Origin of the sequence: Microcoleus sp. BR0-C5 (assembly GCF_036705045.1) — a bacterium.
Taxonomy (GTDB): Bacteria; Cyanobacteriota; Cyanobacteriia; order Cyanobacteriales; family Microcoleaceae; genus Microcoleus.
Map to the genome: position 1 here is coordinate 33,011 of NZ_JAUBTR010000041.1, position 16,025 is coordinate 49,035.

General features: G+C 47.3%; 14 protein-coding genes. 8 read left to right on the top strand and 6 right to left on the bottom strand.

The features are described from left to right. Positions 1 to 301: 301 nt before the first annotated feature. Positions 302 to 1,234: a ribonuclease Z gene (locus QUB08_RS19545; RefSeq protein WP_333226275.1), complete on the bottom strand. Its 933-nt coding sequence runs from the start codon at positions 1,232 to 1,234 to the stop codon at positions 302 to 304. Positions 1,235 to 1,503: 269 nt separating this feature from the next. Here QUB08_RS19545 and QUB08_RS19550 point away from each other — a divergent pair, with 269 nt between their 5' ends. Next, positions 1,504 to 2,679: a SpoIID/LytB domain-containing protein gene (locus tag QUB08_RS19550; protein WP_333226277.1), complete on the top strand. Its 1,176-nt coding sequence runs from the start codon at positions 1,504 to 1,506 to the stop codon at positions 2,677 to 2,679. A 205-nt stretch (positions 2,680 to 2,884) separates the two neighbouring features. Further along, on the top strand, positions 2,885 to 3,109 hold the full coding sequence (locus QUB08_RS19555; RefSeq protein ID WP_333145441.1) for a hypothetical protein: 225 nt from the start codon (positions 2,885 to 2,887) through the stop codon (positions 3,107 to 3,109). A gap of 193 nt (positions 3,110 to 3,302) precedes the next feature. Here QUB08_RS19555 and QUB08_RS19560 read toward each other — a convergent pair whose 3' ends face one another. Further along, positions 3,303 to 4,616, bottom strand: a complete 1,314-nt coding sequence (locus QUB08_RS19560; protein ID WP_333226279.1) for a hypothetical protein — start codon at positions 4,614 to 4,616, stop codon at positions 3,303 to 3,305. Positions 4,617 to 5,255: 639 nt separating this feature from the next. Between QUB08_RS19560 and QUB08_RS19565 the strand changes: the two genes are divergently transcribed. From QUB08_RS19565 to QUB08_RS19575, 3 genes are all read left to right on the top strand, one after another. Further along, complete coding sequence (locus QUB08_RS19565; RefSeq protein ID WP_333039118.1) at positions 5,256 to 5,777, top strand: photosystem I assembly protein Ycf3; 522 nt, start codon at positions 5,256 to 5,258, stop codon at positions 5,775 to 5,777. 184 nt (positions 5,778 to 5,961) lie between these two features. Beyond that, positions 5,962 to 6,243 (top strand): Asp-tRNA(Asn)/Glu-tRNA(Gln) amidotransferase subunit GatC, encoded by a 282-nt coding sequence (gene gatC, locus QUB08_RS19570; RefSeq protein ID WP_006635952.1) that lies wholly within the window; start codon positions 5,962 to 5,964, stop codon positions 6,241 to 6,243. A 208-nt stretch (positions 6,244 to 6,451) separates the two neighbouring features. Continuing rightward, on the top strand, positions 6,452 to 7,168 hold the full coding sequence (locus QUB08_RS19575) for a TrkA family potassium uptake protein (RefSeq protein ID WP_333226281.1): 717 nt from the start codon (positions 6,452 to 6,454) through the stop codon (positions 7,166 to 7,168). Here the strand turns inward: QUB08_RS19575 and QUB08_RS19580 are convergent. From QUB08_RS19580 to QUB08_RS19590, 3 genes are all read right to left on the bottom strand, one after another. Continuing rightward, a complete protein-coding gene (locus QUB08_RS19580; RefSeq protein WP_333226283.1) occupies positions 7,125 to 8,756 on the bottom strand; it encodes a sodium:proton antiporter in 1,632 nt (543 codons plus the stop codon). The genes QUB08_RS19575 and QUB08_RS19580 overlap by 44 nt on opposite strands. Positions 8,757 to 8,873: 117 nt before the next feature. Further along, entirely contained in the window at positions 8,874 to 9,401 is a 528-nt protein-coding gene (locus tag QUB08_RS19585; protein ID WP_333226285.1) for a hypothetical protein, read from the bottom strand. A gap of 236 nt (positions 9,402 to 9,637) precedes the next feature. Next, positions 9,638 to 12,352, bottom strand: a complete 2,715-nt coding sequence (locus tag QUB08_RS19590) for a cation-transporting P-type ATPase (RefSeq protein WP_333226287.1) — start codon at positions 12,350 to 12,352, stop codon at positions 9,638 to 9,640. A gap of 431 nt (positions 12,353 to 12,783) precedes the next feature. Between QUB08_RS19590 and QUB08_RS19595 the strand changes: the two genes are divergently transcribed. After that, positions 12,784 to 13,188 (top strand): BON domain-containing protein, encoded by a 405-nt coding sequence (locus QUB08_RS19595; RefSeq protein ID WP_333226289.1) that lies wholly within the window; start codon positions 12,784 to 12,786, stop codon positions 13,186 to 13,188. Between the two features lie 259 nt (positions 13,189 to 13,447). On the opposite strand, the gene QUB08_RS19600 is transcribed toward QUB08_RS19595, so the two are convergent. Next, positions 13,448 to 13,825: a hypothetical protein gene (locus QUB08_RS19600; protein WP_333226292.1), complete on the bottom strand. Its 378-nt coding sequence runs from the start codon at positions 13,823 to 13,825 to the stop codon at positions 13,448 to 13,450. 157 nt (positions 13,826 to 13,982) lie between these two features. Between QUB08_RS19600 and rppA the strand changes: the two genes are divergently transcribed. Next, the gene (rppA, locus tag QUB08_RS19605) at positions 13,983 to 14,669 is read left to right on the top strand and encodes a two-component system response regulator RppA (RefSeq protein WP_333226294.1); all 687 of its coding nucleotides are present in this window, start codon (positions 13,983 to 13,985) and stop codon (positions 14,667 to 14,669) included. A 9-nt stretch (positions 14,670 to 14,678) separates the two neighbouring features. Next, positions 14,679 to 15,959: a HAMP domain-containing sensor histidine kinase gene (locus QUB08_RS19610; RefSeq protein ID WP_333226296.1), complete on the top strand. Its 1,281-nt coding sequence runs from the start codon at positions 14,679 to 14,681 to the stop codon at positions 15,957 to 15,959. The last annotated feature ends 66 nt before the right edge of the window (positions 15,960 to 16,025 follow it).

A 16,025-nucleotide genomic window follows, 5' to 3' on the forward strand; every position in this document is an offset into this window, starting at 1 on the left:
CCTGGGCCGTTGCTGGGGGCGATCGACCGATTTTGGATTTTGGATTTTAGATTTTAGATTGAAGTTGGTGAAGGTGGGTAGCGAGCGCAGCTCAGGTATATGTACTTATTGACAATTGCAGGGCGTAACAGGCTCGAAAGCCTGTTCCACAAAAGATTAATGTTTTTGTTGGATTAATTTAATCAACAGGCAAGATGCCTGTTCCACAAGAGATTAATGTTTTTGTGGGGTGGGCATCTTGCCCGCCCCGATCGCCCTTATTGAAAATGCTGTCACATCTCAGGTCAGATTAACCCTAGTTTTAAACAGGGCGTGGCACTTCGTAAGTCAAAAAGTCATAGGCCATTTTCGTATTCGGAAAAATTGCCTGCGCTTCCTTGAGCAAATCATCCAGGACGATCGCATTTCCGGGAGCATAACGCGGGCTAAAATGCGTCATAATTAACTGTTTAGCCCCAGCGATCAAAGCCACTTGAGCCGCCATTGTGGAAGTTGAATGCAGGCGATCAAATGCCATTTGAGCATCTTGATGAGCAAACGTAGCTTCATGAACCAACAAATCAGCATCCTTCGCTAATTCCACGGCCCCGTCACAAAAAACAGTGTCAGTACAATAAACAAACTTGCGCCCGACTTGATCCGGGCCACAAAAATCAGTACCTTTAAACTGTCGCCCGTCCTCTAACTTTACCGTCTTTCCTTGTTTTAACTCGCCGTAAATTGGCCCGGAAGGAATACCCACAGCCTTTGCTTTTTCTACATCAAAATGTCCCGCACGATCTTTCTCAGTTACTCGATAACCAAAAGCAGTAACTCGGTGCTTCAAAGGGCCACAACTAACAATATATTCGTCATCTTCATAGATAACTCCCTCGTGAATTTTGTGTACCTTAACCGGGTAAGAAAAATGAGTTTGAGAATAACGAACGCCAGCTTGCAAATATTCTTCAAGTCCCGGAGGCCCGTAAAGATCGATGCGCTTGACATTCCCGGCCAAACCGCAGCTAGCCAGCAAACCCATTAAGCCGAAAATATGGTCGCCGTGCAGGTGAGTGATGAAAATGCGGCTTAGTTGGCTGACTTTGAGATCGCTGCGGAGAAACTGGTGCTGAGTTCCTTCGCCACAGTCAAACAGCCAGAGTTCCGCTCGCTGGGGCAACCGGAGGGCGATGCTGGAAACGTTGCGCGATCGCGTGGGTACGCCGGAGCTAGTTCCGAGAAATGTAATCTGCAAGAGTCAAATCACCTCAATTAAGTCTTAAAAAATATGTTACATATATCCAGAGTGCGACAAATCCGACATATAGGAAATAGTCGCACCCCGGAACCGGGATAAATCGCTGTTCCTGCGAACATCTAGTTGCTAAAATCATTTTCGACAAGCGCACAGAGTGCCAAACCCAATTCTAACGTTTTCTTTCTTCCGTTCCCCTTCCTTTTTCCCTTCCCTTCCCTTCCCTTAAAAATTCTTAAACTAATACAGCACAGGAGGAAAATTTTCAAATGCAGTCAGGAGTATTTTTTGGTTCCGTTTTTTCGACATTAAAAAAACGCTACTTTTGGATTTCGCTGTTGTTTTGGCTGGCAATGGTAGCCCCAGCACAGGCTGCCCTGATCTTGCGAGTGGCGGTACAAGACGGGGCAAGTCAGGTAAAAGTCGGCAGTTCTACTAAGGCTGCAATCCGCGACGGTAGCGGGCGCAATTTGGGCGAACTGTCGGCAAACAGTTCTCAGTCGGCTCAATTTCGATCGGGAACAGTGGCAATTGGTCGCTGGGCCGCCAACCAAGTTTGGATCGAGCCGACGGGGAACGGTTATGTTTGGATTGGCGATCGGTGGTATCGGGGACGCACGCTTCTAGTTCCCCAAAAAGGAGCTTTGACTGCCGTCAACTACGTCGATATCGAACAGTATCTCTACAGCGTTCTCGGCGCCGAGATGAGTGGCAATTGGCCTCAAGAGGCTTTGAAAGCCCAAGCAGTCGCCGCCCGTTCCTACGCTATCCACCAGCGCCTCAAAAGCGAAACCGAGCTTTACGACGTGGACAGCACTCAGTCTTCGCAGGTTTACAAAGGACTGCAAACAGAATCTTCTGGCACTTATTCCGCAGTCGATGCAACCGCCGGTCAAGTTCTAGCCTACAACGGTCAGATAATTTTAGCCGCTTTCCACTCTGCGTCTGGGGGGCATACTGAAAATGTCGAAGATGTTTGGACGGAACCCTTGCCTTACCTGCGTGCTGTTCCTGACTTCGACCAAGGGGCGCCGGTTTACCAATGGAAAGAAAATTTTTCTCGGGCTCAAATCAGCAGTAAGATTTCTGGCGTGGGCAATGTGATCTCGATGAAGCCAGAACGCACTACGGCTTACGGCAGCGTTTTGAGGATGAAAGTAGTTGGAGATGGCGGTTCTAGGGTCATGACTGGCGCAGATTTACGCCGGGTTTTAAATTTGAGGAGTACGCGGTTTACCGTGATTCCTCAGTATGGGGGCGGTGGGAACCCAAGGAACAGTGGCCAACCTCCTACCGGTTTTCAAGTTGCTGGCAAAGGTTTCGGCCATGCTGTCGGAATGAGTCAGTGGGGGGCATACAATTTGGCCAGACAGGGATACGGCTACCAGCAAATTTTGTTGCACTATTACCGGGGTACTACTTTGGCTAGAATTGCAGTCCAGTAACTGCTGGGAATTGGGAATTGGGAATTGGGAATTGGGAATTGGGAATTGGGTCGAAAAGCATTGGTAATTGGGAATTTGGAAGTGGGGCGAAAAGCATCTTAGCCGAAAAGCATTGGTTATTAGAGCCAACAACAAATAACCAATAACTACTAACTACTGCCAACTGCCAACTGCCAATTGCCAACTAACTACATTAAGGATTGCTATGCAAAAGTGGGAGTATTTATTTGTGGATGCGAATATGTATCCTTTTGGAAACAAGCTGATTAGTTTATATGTAAACGGTGAAGAACAGCGAGATTGGAAACAAGGCTCGCTGCATCAATTTGTCAACCATTTGGGGGAGGAGGGATGGGAACTTGTGGCTCTGGATCACGACTCGAAGTATGACCAAAATTGTTTGATTTTTAAACGCCCTAAGCTTATTTAATAAAACTCGGATTAGAAAAACTTTTGACATCCATAAAGATGGATATTTTCCCAAATTATTAGCAACGAGCTAAAAGCCCGTTCCCCAACAAAGATATTTTATTGTGGAACAGGCATCCTGCCTATTCTTGAAAAGAGTTCAAGATTTGAGTGCAACCTAACTTAACAACAAAGAACTGTTTTTTTCATTAGTATTACAAGTTGTTCGAGCGATCGATCCTGCGCTGCCATTCGGCATCTATTTTGGCTGATTGTTCTAGTTCTTGTTGGGTTAATTCTGTTTCTGTTGTATAAGCTAAGTCTTCTCCAGTGAGAACGTTTTCTGCTGCAAATTCCTGGGCGTAGGCTAGTTTTTTGAGCAAGTGGGCATCGGGTTCGTTTAATAACATTGCTCGCTGCTGACGCTCTTGATTGCGGGATTCTATCCGGCTATTTTTCCACTGAATCCAGAAGTAGCGAATTAAAGGAATTGCGAGAAATCCGACGCCGTAAATCAGGAGCATGGGATAAACAGCGCTGACGAAACCGATAAATCCACCTGCGAGCAAATTATTAGTTAATAGATTCCCCAAAACTAACGCACCGACAAGATTGACGGCTCCTAAACCTGCTGCCAGCATGATTTGGCCGGAGTCGGCGCGGCTGAAACGCCACAGCATTTCTCGCAAATAAGCTGCTACTGGTTGAGGATTTTGCTGGGCAGCTGTGGTTTGCAATTGCGGAAAGTGGTAGACTATTTGCCCTTCGGGACTGACTTCGGGACGGCCATCAAAACGAGCGAGAGCCGGTAGCATATATTCTTCGTATTCTTGGGCGTATCCCTGTCCGAGATTGTCGAGATAGGGCGCAATTTGTTCGGCGGCGACTGCGCCTCGGTTGTTGCGGATTGCAGCGGCAATATCGCTCCACTTGCGCTCTTCTAAATGGTTATTGGGATTGCCGTCTCCAAATATAAAGGAGAAAACTGCTTCCAGAAAACTCATCTCGGGTTTTTGGCCAGTTAAGCGCGATCGCTGCTGGTAGTATGGTTGGTCATGGTTCCAGTAAAATATCCAGATTAAGTCGTTCCAGAAGTAGGGAAAAAAGGAAAAGCCGCCGCCTCTGCCGCCCCCGCTACCACCGTCTCCTCCGCCCCCGTTGTTATTGCTATCGCCGCTGGAGAGTAAAATCGTGATAGCAACAAAAATTAAGAGGATAGAAGCTACCAGCACTATGCCGAAAGATATCCGAATCAGATAAAATAAAATGCGCCAGATTTTTTGCCACCATTCCTGCAACTGCAATCGCAAGAATTTGTTTCGCAAAATATCTCGAAAGTTCTTGGGGAATAGGTAGGCAATGTCGCCGGATTCTGCTACTTGCAGGTTGCCACCTGCTTCGGAGGCGAGGGTTAACAGTTCTCGCTGGGCAAAATTGACATCTAATCCAGCTTTTGCCGCCACGTCTCCAACCGTAACGCGGTAGCCAAGTTGTTCGACGGCTTGCATAATGGTGGGATTCGGAGCCATAGGTTTCTCTCTGTGAAAATTACCCGGTTATTTTTATTATATATTGCGGGAATTCGAGCTGGTTTTGGCGATCGGGTTTCTGATTTTTTTTGAGTCTGCCCTTGACTTTGGGGCAAAATATTGCTAGTGTTTTGCCGAATAACTTTTAAGTATGGGCTGAACTCGAATAGCTTAATAAAACTTTGTGATTGAATTTCTCCTCGGCATTTGCTTTTGCTTGTTTGCTCTGAGGGTCAAGGAGGGGGGATTATGGGTACAGTGAGTAGGGTACGGTGCGCGATCATCGCCCGTTGGCGTTAGCAAAGCAATCCGAAGGAAAGCCATCGAAGAGGAGAGGATTGCCCCTGCACCCTCCAGCAGAACTTTTCCCTTCGGCGCGGGTTTTTGTAAGTTTTGTGTAGAGTGCCAGAGATATGTTAAAGAAATCTAGTTTTTTTGCAAGTCTTGCAAGACTTCTATAAAATAGATAGAGCTTGCGCGGGTGTTAAACCCAAGGGCGTGTTTTAAGGTTCGCAGGTGCGATCGACTAAACTTTTTAGCGCCCTCAACACAACGGTCCACTACAACAGTGGCGCAATTATTAATAGCAAAACTTTACAGGCTAATTTTTCTGATTAGCCACTAACCAAAGAATCGCATATGCCAAGAACTCAACGCAACGATAACTTTATTGACAAAAGTTTCACGGTAATGGCTGATATCATCCTCAAGATTATGCCGGCAAAAAAGCAGGCGAAGGAAGCTTTTGCTTATTACCGGGATGGTATGTCAGCTCAAGCAGATGGCGAATATGCTGAAGCGCTGGACAATTATCATGAAGCGCTGAAGCTGGAGGAAGATCCTTACGATCGCAGTTATGTCTTGTACAATATGGGGCTGATCCATACTAGCAACGGCGAACACGATAAAGCTTTGGAATATTACAGCGAGGCTTTGGATCTCAATCCGAGAATGCCACAAGCACTGAATAATATTGCTGTAATTTACCACTATCAAGGGGAAAAGGAAAAGGAAGCTGGCAATATTGAAGGCGCGGAAGGGCTGTTTGATAAAGCTGCCGATTATTGGAAGGAGGCTATTCGCTTGGCCCCAAACAATTACATTGAGGTACAAAATTGGCTGAAGACGACAGGTCGATCGCAAATTGATGTGTATTTTTAACTAGGATTGGGAATGGGGAATGGGGCATAGGGCATAAAGCATTGGTAATCGGTAATAGTTAGTAGTTAGTAGTTTTTCTAATAAAAAATAACCAATGCCCAATGCCCAATTCCCAATGCCCAATGCCCAATGCCCAATTCCCAATTCCCAATTCCCAATTCCCAATTACAGATTACAGATTTTTATGATTGACAGAGAAGAAGTTCGGAAAGTAGCGAATTTAGCGAGATTGGAATTAACGCCGGAAGAAGAAGAGCAGTTTACTGGTCAACTTAACGGTATTTTGGATTATTTCGAGCAGTTGAGTGAACTAGATACGAGTAAGGTGCAGCCGACAACGCGGGCGATCGATGTTAGTAATGTAATGCGATCGGACGATTTGCAACCTTTTGCTAAGGGAGAAAGTATTTTGGAGGGAGCTCCCGATCGCGATGGGGAGTTTTTTAAAGTGCCTAAGATTATGTAGGGTTCCCGCTGCGTACCTAACTGAGGAAAATCACTTGTGGGGTTGGCATGGGAGCCAGCCCCACAAGCAGATTAAACTAAGTGTGGAACAAGTAATAAGTAAGCCCGGTAAAAGCCACCCCACAAACCGATTCAACTGATAGAAACCAAAAACAATCTCACTCATAGGGATAAATCTGTAAAGTTCATTCTTGGGGTGAAAAATAGTCATGTACGTATTAATTGGTGGAGCAGGAATGATGGGGCTGGGTTTAGCCCAGCAGCTATTAAAAGTCGGTCATACGGTTGCCATCATCGATGCCGACCCGCTGGCCTGTCGCTTTGCTCGTGAAAAAATCGGAGTAATGGCATTTGAAGGCAGTGCGGTGAGTACAACGGTTCTTCTGGAAGCAGGAATTAAACAAGCAAACGCAGTCGTTGCAGCACTCAGGGATGATGCACTGAATTTAGCGCTGATCACCCTATCCAGAAGCTATGGCATTTCCCATATTGTGGTGCGAATGCGCGATCGCGAATTCATGGAAGCCTATCGACTTGCCGGAGCAAGTCACATCATCAGCACTATTGATTTGGCAGTTGCATCAATGGCGAATGCGATTGAATATCCCCAAATCGAGTCGATGATGCACTTTGAACACGGGCAAGTCGAGGTACTAAAGCTGCCAGTTCCAGGCGATTGCAAGGTGGCAGGTCGCACCGTTGCTCAAATTGCTCAAGACCCCCGTTTTCCAAAAGGTTCGCTGATTATTGGTTATCAATGCCATGCCTGCGCCAATCTGGAGATTCCGAACGGCAATACTGTTCTGGAAGCAGGCTCTACCATCTTGGTCGTCACCCGTCCAGAGCTAGTTCACCAGATGATTGATTACCTCGGCATTCGCGCTAGTCATCTGCCAACGTTAGAAGTTTCTCATCCAAATCTTTGATGTAAGGATGAACCAGATCCTCTGGGACAATTCGCTTGCGGAGGGCATCGCTAACTGCTCCTTTTTCTGCTAGAAGCAATCGCCGTCGAATCGTATCTAGCCCGCTGCGATCGCCCTGTACTTGCCCTGCCCGATGTTTATTGTAGAGATCGCGCAGCACTCGCTCAGAGTGTGCTACTCGTGCTTGATATGATGCCCATAACTCCTCGTAAACTGCCTTCGGCAACACCCCTGCTTTCAGCAAACTATCTAGCTCATCTTGAGCCGCTTTGGAAGCGATCAACTGAATCTGTAACTGCCCAGCTTCCTGCATTACATCAGAAACACGGCTAATTTTTAGTCGTTTTACCAGCCAGGGTAAACTTAATCCCTGTCCTACCAGGGAGAATAAAACTGCACCGAAAACCAGCGCAATGATGTTATCCCGTCCTGGCAATGCCAGAGGAATACTAAGCGCCAGTGCCATCGAGAGTGAGCCTTTGATGTTTCCCAGAAACAGAACGTGCTGCCAGCGCAGGGGAATCGGACGATCGAACCACCGCAGCCCCGCTAACAACAGATAGACCGAGAGAATCCGTCCCAGTTGATACGCCAAAATGACGAACAGGATGGAGGGCAAAATTCTCCACAGCACGAGGGGGTTAATCTCAATGCCGATCAGCAGAAAAATAAATGTATTGACCCCAAAACCAGCGTACTCCCAGAAGCTCAGTAGTGTAATTCGATCCGAGGCTGACGTACTGCGAGAAAGCCCCAGATTGCCAAAAATGAGTCCGGCGATAACCACAGCCACCGCACCGGATACCCCCAAAAATTGCCCGATTTGGAATGTTCCTAACGCCAGTGCCACGGTCAGCAAGAGACTACTCAACGGGTCATGTAATCGAACAAATATCGGCAGACTCAAGTAACCTAAGATGACACCCACGAGTGCCCCACCCAAGGCAACCACGAGCAGTTCCTTAAGTCCTCCCACGACGGTAAAAGAGCCTGTAGCATAAACGACTAGAATCAAATTGAATGAAACCAGGGCAGCCGCATCATTGAACAGGGTTTCTCCTTCAACGATGGTGGATAGCCGGGAAGGCACACGGATCTCTTTAAAAACCGCGATCATTGAGACGGTATCCGTATTTGCCAGAATTACTGCGATCAGCAATGCCGGAATCCAGTCTAGCCCTAGCCCAAATTTAACCAGAACAGCGATAATTGCTGAGGAAAAGATCGAGCCTGGACCCGCCAGCAGGGCGATCGGCTTAAAGGTGCTGCGGAGACGGCTGATATCGGTATTGATAGCTGCTTCAAAAATCAGAATTGGTAGGAAAAGATTTAATACTAAAGATGGGTCTAAACCAATTCGACGCGACAAGAGCTCGGTAATGGGCAAGCCTGCTAACACTAAGCCCGTCACGTAGGGAATTCGCAACCGTTGGGTTACGAGTGCAACAAAAGTTGCAATCAGCAGCAGAATGATCAATATGATGACCAATTCAGGAATGGCTCCTGCCGTTTGGCTATTTATAGCAGGATCGCTCCCCAAGGGAGGTGCTTGCGCTACAATCGACTCGATCGCCGATACTCCTGTCATAAACTCGTTTTCCTCAAAGAAATTGACAGATTAACTATCGTTTTAGTCTACAGGATACGGTTGACTATGCTGTAGGCGGAACCGCAAGGTAATTGTCTTTCTTATATTACCTTGAATTTATGTAGCATCACAGACACGCCACGTCAGAATCTCCCAACGTTTAAGGACAGGTTCAGCAATCACGACCTCATTTTCTCTTGCCTCCATGACGATCAAATAATCTCCCTCGTTAAATCTGTTATTGTAAATTCTTGCTTGTTCTTCTGGCACCAACCATCCTTGAAGTGCGCCATACAGACCGCCAGCACTTGCAGCAATCCCACTTCCCAAAAAAGTTGCTAAAAGGCTTTCCACCGCTACGGCCTGACCAATACCGGGAATTAGCAGGCTGCTGAGTCCAACAATTAATGCTACTGAACCTAGTCTTATGCTGCCTACGATCGCGCCTACTTGTGCACCTGCTGCTCTTGTGATTAAAATTTGCTGGACACCCAGAGAGTCCAAATCATCATTATCAGAAGGTTGAGCAATCACTGAAATCTTGTGCATGGGGAAGCCCGTGCTTTTTAGCTCCACTAGCGCCTGCTTTGCGTTTCGATAATTAGTAAATAGGCCACTAGCACGTTTGAGATTTTGGTAAGTCATGAGAAATATTCAATATTCAACAGTACAAAATTGGTAAATAGTGTTTCAGTTGACAGTTGACAGTTGACAGTTGACAGTTGACAGTTGACAGTTGACCGCTTTATAGCGAACTCTATCTGGAAGGAAGAGGATGGGAGTAATGAATAGTTTTCTTTTAATTTCTCCCGCTTATGCTGGGGGCTTTAAACCAATTCTTTCTGGTAAAGCCGCTGTGAAACTCGCATCACAAAAACCACTTAGTTCAGAGGTGCAAAACGCTTTAGCAAAGCTGACAGAGCAATCATGGGCAGTCCGACTCCGATACAAATTAAGCCTTGGATTGGGTTCAAAGCTTCAGTGTTGAATAACTGATTCATAATGCCCCATTGGCTAAACAGGAATTGGAGAATGAAAATAGCCCCAATGCCGATCGCTACCGCGTAGCCAACTGATTCATCCTTACCGCGTAGTTTGGCGACGATCGCCGGAACGAAGCGACTGATGCTTAATAGGTAAAAAGCTTCGGCCGCCACCAATGCTTGAATTGCCATCGTCCGGGCTAGAGCTTCATTGCCTGTGGTTTGGACGATCCATTCAAACATCCCAAAGATCGCAATCCAGTTAAATACCGAAACTGTCAAAATCCGAGCGGTCAGCCTGCGAGACAGAAGCGGTTCATTGGCAGGTCGAGGCGGCTGTTGCATGACATCGGGAGAGGGTGGCTCAAATGCCAACGGTAAGCTCAAAGTAACTGAACTGACCATATTCAGCCAGAGAATTTGTACTGGCAAAATGGGTAGTGGGGTTGCCAAAAGTACGGCAATCAAGATGGTCATGGACTCGCCACCATTCACGGGCAGGATGAAGGCGATCGCCCGCAGCAGATTCTTATAAACCGTGCGCCCTTCCTCAACTGCTTTCTCGATCGAAGCAAAGTTGTCATCCGTCAGAATCATATCTGCGGCTTCTTTTGTGACTTCAGTGCCCGTGATGCCCATCGCTATCCCAATGTCAGCTTGCTTCAGGGCGGGAGCATCGTTAACTCCATCTCCTGTCATCGCCACAATCTCGCCCTTAGACTGAAGTGCTTCAACAATGCGGAGCTTTTGTTCTGGCGCTACACGAGCAAACACGCAGCTTTGTTCAACAGCATTGGCTAATTCCTGCGGATTCATTTGAGCGAGTTCTTGACCCGTAAAAACAAGAGCCTCTTGGGTTTGATTTAGTCCCATTTGGTGCGCGATCGCTGCTGCTGTTTTGGCATGGTCGCCGGTAATCATCTTGACCTGAATTCCCGCAGACCGACAGGCTTCAATCGCTTGAATCGCTTCGGGGCGAGGCGGGTCGATCATGCCTTGCAGACCCACAAAAGTTAACCCTTGCTCAATATCAGAATGCTCAATTGAAGATTGAGAAGCGGGTACAACTTTCTTGGCAAGTGCCAGAACTCGTAACCCTTTTTTCGCCATTCTGTCGACGGTTTGCTCGATCGGCGCGGGGTTGAGGGATCTCGCCTCTCCCTCTTGATCGAGCATCTGGCGACACCGCTTGAGAATTGCCTCAATTGAACCCTTGACATAAATCAACCGTTGTGGGCGATCGTCATGTAAGGTTGCCATGTATTGAAACTGAGATTCAAACGGCAGTGTATCGAGCCGGGAAAACGCTTCCTCCAGTTTCTCAGTAATTAACCCCGCTTTTTGGGCTACCGCAACCAGCGCCCCTTCCGTTGGACTACCGATTACAGTCCAGTTTCCATCTTGCACTTCTAGATGCGAATCGTTGCACAACAATCCTGCTTGCAGGCATTCATATAAAGCAGGTGCGTTCGCCCGGTCAACGGAATGTCCATTTACAGAAATTTCCCCGTCTGGTGCATATCCTCCACCGCTAACCCGATATCGCTTTCCACCGGCATCAATCTCCTGAACAGTCATTTGATTCTCTGTCAAGGTTCCGGTTTTGTCGGAACAAATCACGGTGGTGCTGCCCAGCGTCTCAATTGCCGGAAGTTTGCGAATAATGGCGTGCTGCTTTGCCATTTGGGAAACCCCGATCGCCAGTGTCACCGTTAAAATCGCGGGTAAGCCTTCAGGAATTGCGCTGACGGCAAGGGCCACAGATGCCTTGAACACCTCAACCCAAGAAAATCTTTGGGCAATGCCTGCGACAAAGGTGAAGGCAGCAAAACCTAAAATGACATAGAGCAAGGTTTTGCTAAATTTGTCAATTTTGCGACTCAGTGGCGTTTCCAGTGCGGTACTTTGCTGCATGAGTTGGGAGATGTGTCCGGTCTCGGTCATGTCACCAATGCTGACGACGAGTCCGCGTCCCTGTCCAAACGTTACCAGGCTTCCGGTATAGGCCATGTTCGTGCGATCGGCCAGTGCAGCGTCTGCCTCTAGCGCCTGGGATTGCTTCTGAACCGGGACAGATTCTCCCGTTAATCCTGACTCATCCACCTGTAAGTCACGGACTTCGATCAGCCGCAGATCCGCAGACACTTTATCCCCAGAAGACAGCAAGACGAGATCGCCAGGAACCAGTTCGCTGGAGGAAACCACTTGCTTTTGACCGTTGCGGAGAATGGTTGCCTCAGTTGCAACAGATTTTGCTAAAGCGGCGATCGCATTCTCTGCCTTTGACTCTTGAACGAAACCAATGGTGGCGTTCGTCAGAGCGACCCCCAAAATTACCCCTGAATCAATCCACTCTTTCAGAAATGCTGTTACTATCCCAGCAGCTAACAAAATGTAGATTAGTGGCTGATTCAGTTGCTGAAAAAATCGCAACCAGGCACTTTGCTGCTTCTGAGCCGTTAGTTGATTGGGGCCGAGGATTTCGCGCCGTTCGGCTGACACCTGGGAAGATAGACCTATTTCCAGGTCAGTCTCTAAAATCCGAGCCACTTTCTCGACAGAAAGGTGATGCCAAGAGTGTTCTACTAATTTTTCTACATTCGTTGCAGTCATAACGTTTATTGTCAAGCCAACTGCTTCTTTGTTATTTCGTCTTGTTTCTAGCGTCATTGATGAAAGTGAGGGAAAAGTGAGCGACTGATTTCTGTTACTCACATTTGGATCACATTTGCTCCCTATACTTAGGCAGAGAACCGATTAAGATAACTTATAAACTTGCCAACCTTAGTTCACTCCATTTGATTTATTGTTACCTTTTATTAAAAGGGTTGTAAAAAGCATTACTTTTGATGGATGAACTATGGTACATTTACTTATACAAGTTTTCAAAAAAGTGAGGTATGCCCTATGCCCACGGAAGCCTATGCCCATGAGTACCTCATATGAGAGCTCGAAAGGCTATATTGAGTTCAAATCCTCAAAGACTTCATGCTGAGGTTTATCGGCAAAATTGCGTTTCACAACAAACAAAACAAACAAAGAATATGCAATTATTAAAGCTATTGGTGCAAGGAATCAGCGTCAGCACTGTTGCTATTTTGGGTTTAGGTGCTTGCACCTCCCCCAATACTCCACAGACAACTGTTCCATCTACTTCTGCTCCCACAACTGCCACTGGAAATACGACTGTTCCAACCACTCCAGCGCCTGCAACCACGACCGCACAGACGCCTCAAAATCAAGACATTGACGATATTGCCGATCGCGTAGAAGATGCCTTAGACTCCGATGCCACTCTCAAGCCGTTCGATTTGGACGCAGACGATCGGGATAATTCGATTGTGTTAACAGGGCGCGTTCAAACTGCAGAACAAAAAGCATTGGCAGAACAAATTGCTCGGCAAACTGCAGCGAATGTTTCAATCAATAACGAAATCGTCACTCAGTAGTTATTAATCCTCAAGCGGCAAGAGTATGGGACGCTTCTTGGTGCTTGAGGAATTGCTCGATCCCAGCCAGGAAACCTATGGATTTGGCAACCTTATTTGACTGGATGCGATCGCAAAAATAAATAGGACGGGCTATCCGGCCCGTCCCACAAAAAAAATAACTCTTGTGGGATGGGCCGGATAGCCCGTCCCGTCAATTGATGAAAAGGATTTTTGCAAGAGGTCTACTGGATGCGATCGCAATATTGAAACAATAAACTTATTCCACGATCTCGTAACGGACTAACTGGCGAACATTTTGACGTGATAACTGGAGTTCTTGCGCGATCGCTGCCTCTATCTGGGTTGCGTCAGTCATTGGCAATTCTAATTCCAATCGCTTCAAAATGGGTTCTGCTGTTTCTACCGCAACCTGGGTGGTTCCTTGTTTTCGGTTAATCACCGCGTTGATCAGCAATATATTGACAGACACCGTTGCTTTAAGCTGGGTATCTGCCTGAAGTTTATTCTTTACTATCTGGGGTTGTTGTAATTCTTGAGCCATTAGGAAACTAGAGCAAACCCAAAACGCGATCGCCACAAACGGCAATGGCAACCAAAACTCTGCGCCTGATGCTTTTAGCCAACGTCTAATCATCCGCTATTCTTTCCCATCCATTCTGAGCCTAATACTATCTATTGGCACTTTAATACAACTTAATCTCTCCTAAAATCTAGCTTAAAGAAGATGCGCGAATCACCTCAAACTCTAATAATTCTGAAAACTGCAAGCTGCGAAGGAGGCGAGCCGAGATATGAGAGTTTTGCTGGTGGAGGACGACCCAAAGCAACTGATGCCGCTTCAAACAGTGCTGTCTCAGGCAGGACATAGCGTGGATGGGGTAAAAGATGGAAAGACGGCACAGTGGCTGTTGTCAGAAAAAGAATATGATTTGTTGATTTTGGACTGGATGTTGCCACATATCAGTGGGGTAAATCTCTGTCGTCAATATCGAGCAGCAGGGAAAACAGCGCCGATTTTGATGATCACGGCAAGAGACACCACGCCTGAAAAAGTGACTGGGTTAGACGCAGGTGCAGATGATTACCTGGTGAAACCGATCGATTTGGTTGAATTCATGGCACGAGTGCGGGCCTTAAGACGGCGATCGCCCCTTTGGCAAGGAGATACGCTCAGCCTTGAGGATCTGCACCTCCACCTCGATACTCTTACTGTTGAGCGACAAGGTGCAACCGTTTCCCTCTCCAGTCGCGAGTTTCAGTTGTTGGAGTATTTTATGCGCCATCCCCGACAGGTTTTGACTCGGAATCAGATTGAACAAGGCGTGTGGGAATGGGGGACTGAACCAGAGAGCAATGCGATCACTGTTCTAATTCGCAAACTCCGCCAACGCTTGCAGGCTGTAGGATCGGCAGACTGGATCGAGAGCATTTACGGCATGGGTTATCGCCTCACTTCCCCCGAAAAGCAACGATCGTGAAGGCAAGTCATGTTTAATCAAAGTCGTCGCAATCTGGCTCGTTGGTTCACCCTCTCAATGGGAAGCATTCTCGTGCTGTTTGCTGGGGCGATTTATCAGATTGAGGTAAAAGATAAACTAGAGGCGCTCGATCGACTGCTCTATGACAAAACTAGAGTCATGGCTGCCAGCGTACATTATGAAGTTCGCCAAAACCAGAACCAGGTCGATCTGAGTCATGTTTCCTTGTTAGGCAGCGGTTCCCATCCCCTTGCTGAAGATCTGATTTACGTGCGCTGGTATAACGCACAAAGGCGGTTAGTTCGTTTTTTTGGGAATTCTCCTCCCGATCGGTTAAATACGCCCTTTGGTTATCTCACAGTTCGATCGACCGATCCACTTTTGGGAAAAGGAATCTGGCTGCGTCAGGTGACATTACCCGTTGAAGGTAGAACAGGGGTACTCGGTTATCTTCAGGTTGCAACTCCCCTGACAGAAACTCAAAACAGGCTCACTGAGCTTCAGATTGTGCTAACTCTCGCTGTCCCGCTGACACTGGGCTTAATTGCCCTCGCAGGTTGGTTTCTCAGTGGGCTGGCCATGCAACCGATTCGGCAAGCCTATCAGCAGCTTCAGCGCTTTACAGCCGATGCCTCTCACGAGTTGCGATCGCCCCTGTCTGCAATTCTCACTAATGCCCAGCTTGGGTTGCTCATGGCGGCTGATGATTCACGTTACCATCCTCCCTTAGAAAACATTGTAGATAGCGCAAAATCCATGGGAGCCCTGGTGAATAATTTACTGCTGTTGGCTCGTCATCAGGGGCACCTGGCGCCGGAATCGCTCAGGTTAATCAATCTCAACGAGTTGCTGAGCAATTTAGCAACCCAGTTTGTCGCACTTGCAGAAGCCCAAAATATCAAACTGACCTGCGAATCACCAGAACAACGGATTGAATTATTGGCTGACCCTGATTTGCTACGGCAAGTAGTCGAAAACTTGCTTTACAACGCCTGTAAATATACTCCCGTTGGCGGAACTGTAACAATACGCCTAGTTCTTCATTCCAATTTGGCGGTCATTCAGATAATCGATACGGGAATCGGTATTTCAGAAGCGGACTTACCCTATATTTTCGATCGCTTCTATCGAGTAGACACCGATCGCTCGCAGGATAGCGGAGGCTTTGGGCTGGGGTTAGCGATCGTCCAACAAATTGTCAAGGCACACAGCGGACAAATACAGGTGACAAGTGCAGTGGGCCTGGGCTCAACGTTCCAGGTTGAACTGCCGCTCAAACCTTATCACTAAGCCGCCTCAAACGAAAGAGAATGTGCACTCTGCTTTAGACGTAACTGCAATGTATGTGGTGTATTT

Excerpts from the sequence above, each read along its gene's own strand:
- QUB08_RS19575 (WP_333226281.1), top strand. The coding sequence starts at position 6,452 with ATGTACGTATTAATTGGTGGAGCAGGAATGATGGGGCTGGGTTTAGCC.
- QUB08_RS19600 (WP_333226292.1), bottom strand. The coding sequence starts at position 13,825 with ATGATTAGACGTTGGCTAAAAGCATCAGGCGCAGAGTTTTGGTTGCCA.
- QUB08_RS19565 (WP_333039118.1), top strand. The coding sequence starts at position 5,256 with ATGCCAAGAACTCAACGCAACGATAACTTTATTGACAAAAGTTTCACG.
- QUB08_RS19560 (WP_333226279.1), bottom strand. The coding sequence starts at position 4,616 with ATGGCTCCGAATCCCACCATTATGCAAGCCGTCGAACAACTTGGCTAC.
- QUB08_RS19550 (WP_333226277.1), top strand. The coding sequence starts at position 1,504 with ATGCAGTCAGGAGTATTTTTTGGTTCCGTTTTTTCGACATTAAAAAAA.
- QUB08_RS19590 (WP_333226287.1), bottom strand. The coding sequence starts at position 12,352 with ATGACTGCAACGAATGTAGAAAAATTAGTAGAACACTCTTGGCATCAC.
- QUB08_RS19580 (WP_333226283.1), bottom strand. The coding sequence starts at position 8,756 with ATGACAGGAGTATCGGCGATCGAGTCGATTGTAGCGCAAGCACCTCCC.
- QUB08_RS19585 (WP_333226285.1), bottom strand. The coding sequence starts at position 9,401 with ATGACTTACCAAAATCTCAAACGTGCTAGTGGCCTATTTACTAATTAT.
- QUB08_RS19555 (WP_333145441.1), top strand. The coding sequence starts at position 2,885 with ATGCAAAAGTGGGAGTATTTATTTGTGGATGCGAATATGTATCCTTTT.
- gatC (WP_006635952.1), top strand. The coding sequence starts at position 5,962 with ATGATTGACAGAGAAGAAGTTCGGAAAGTAGCGAATTTAGCGAGATTG.
- QUB08_RS19610 (WP_333226296.1), top strand. The coding sequence starts at position 14,679 with ATGTTTAATCAAAGTCGTCGCAATCTGGCTCGTTGGTTCACCCTCTCA.
- rppA (WP_333226294.1), top strand. The coding sequence starts at position 13,983 with ATGAGAGTTTTGCTGGTGGAGGACGACCCAAAGCAACTGATGCCGCTT.
- QUB08_RS19595 (WP_333226289.1), top strand. The coding sequence starts at position 12,784 with ATGCAATTATTAAAGCTATTGGTGCAAGGAATCAGCGTCAGCACTGTT.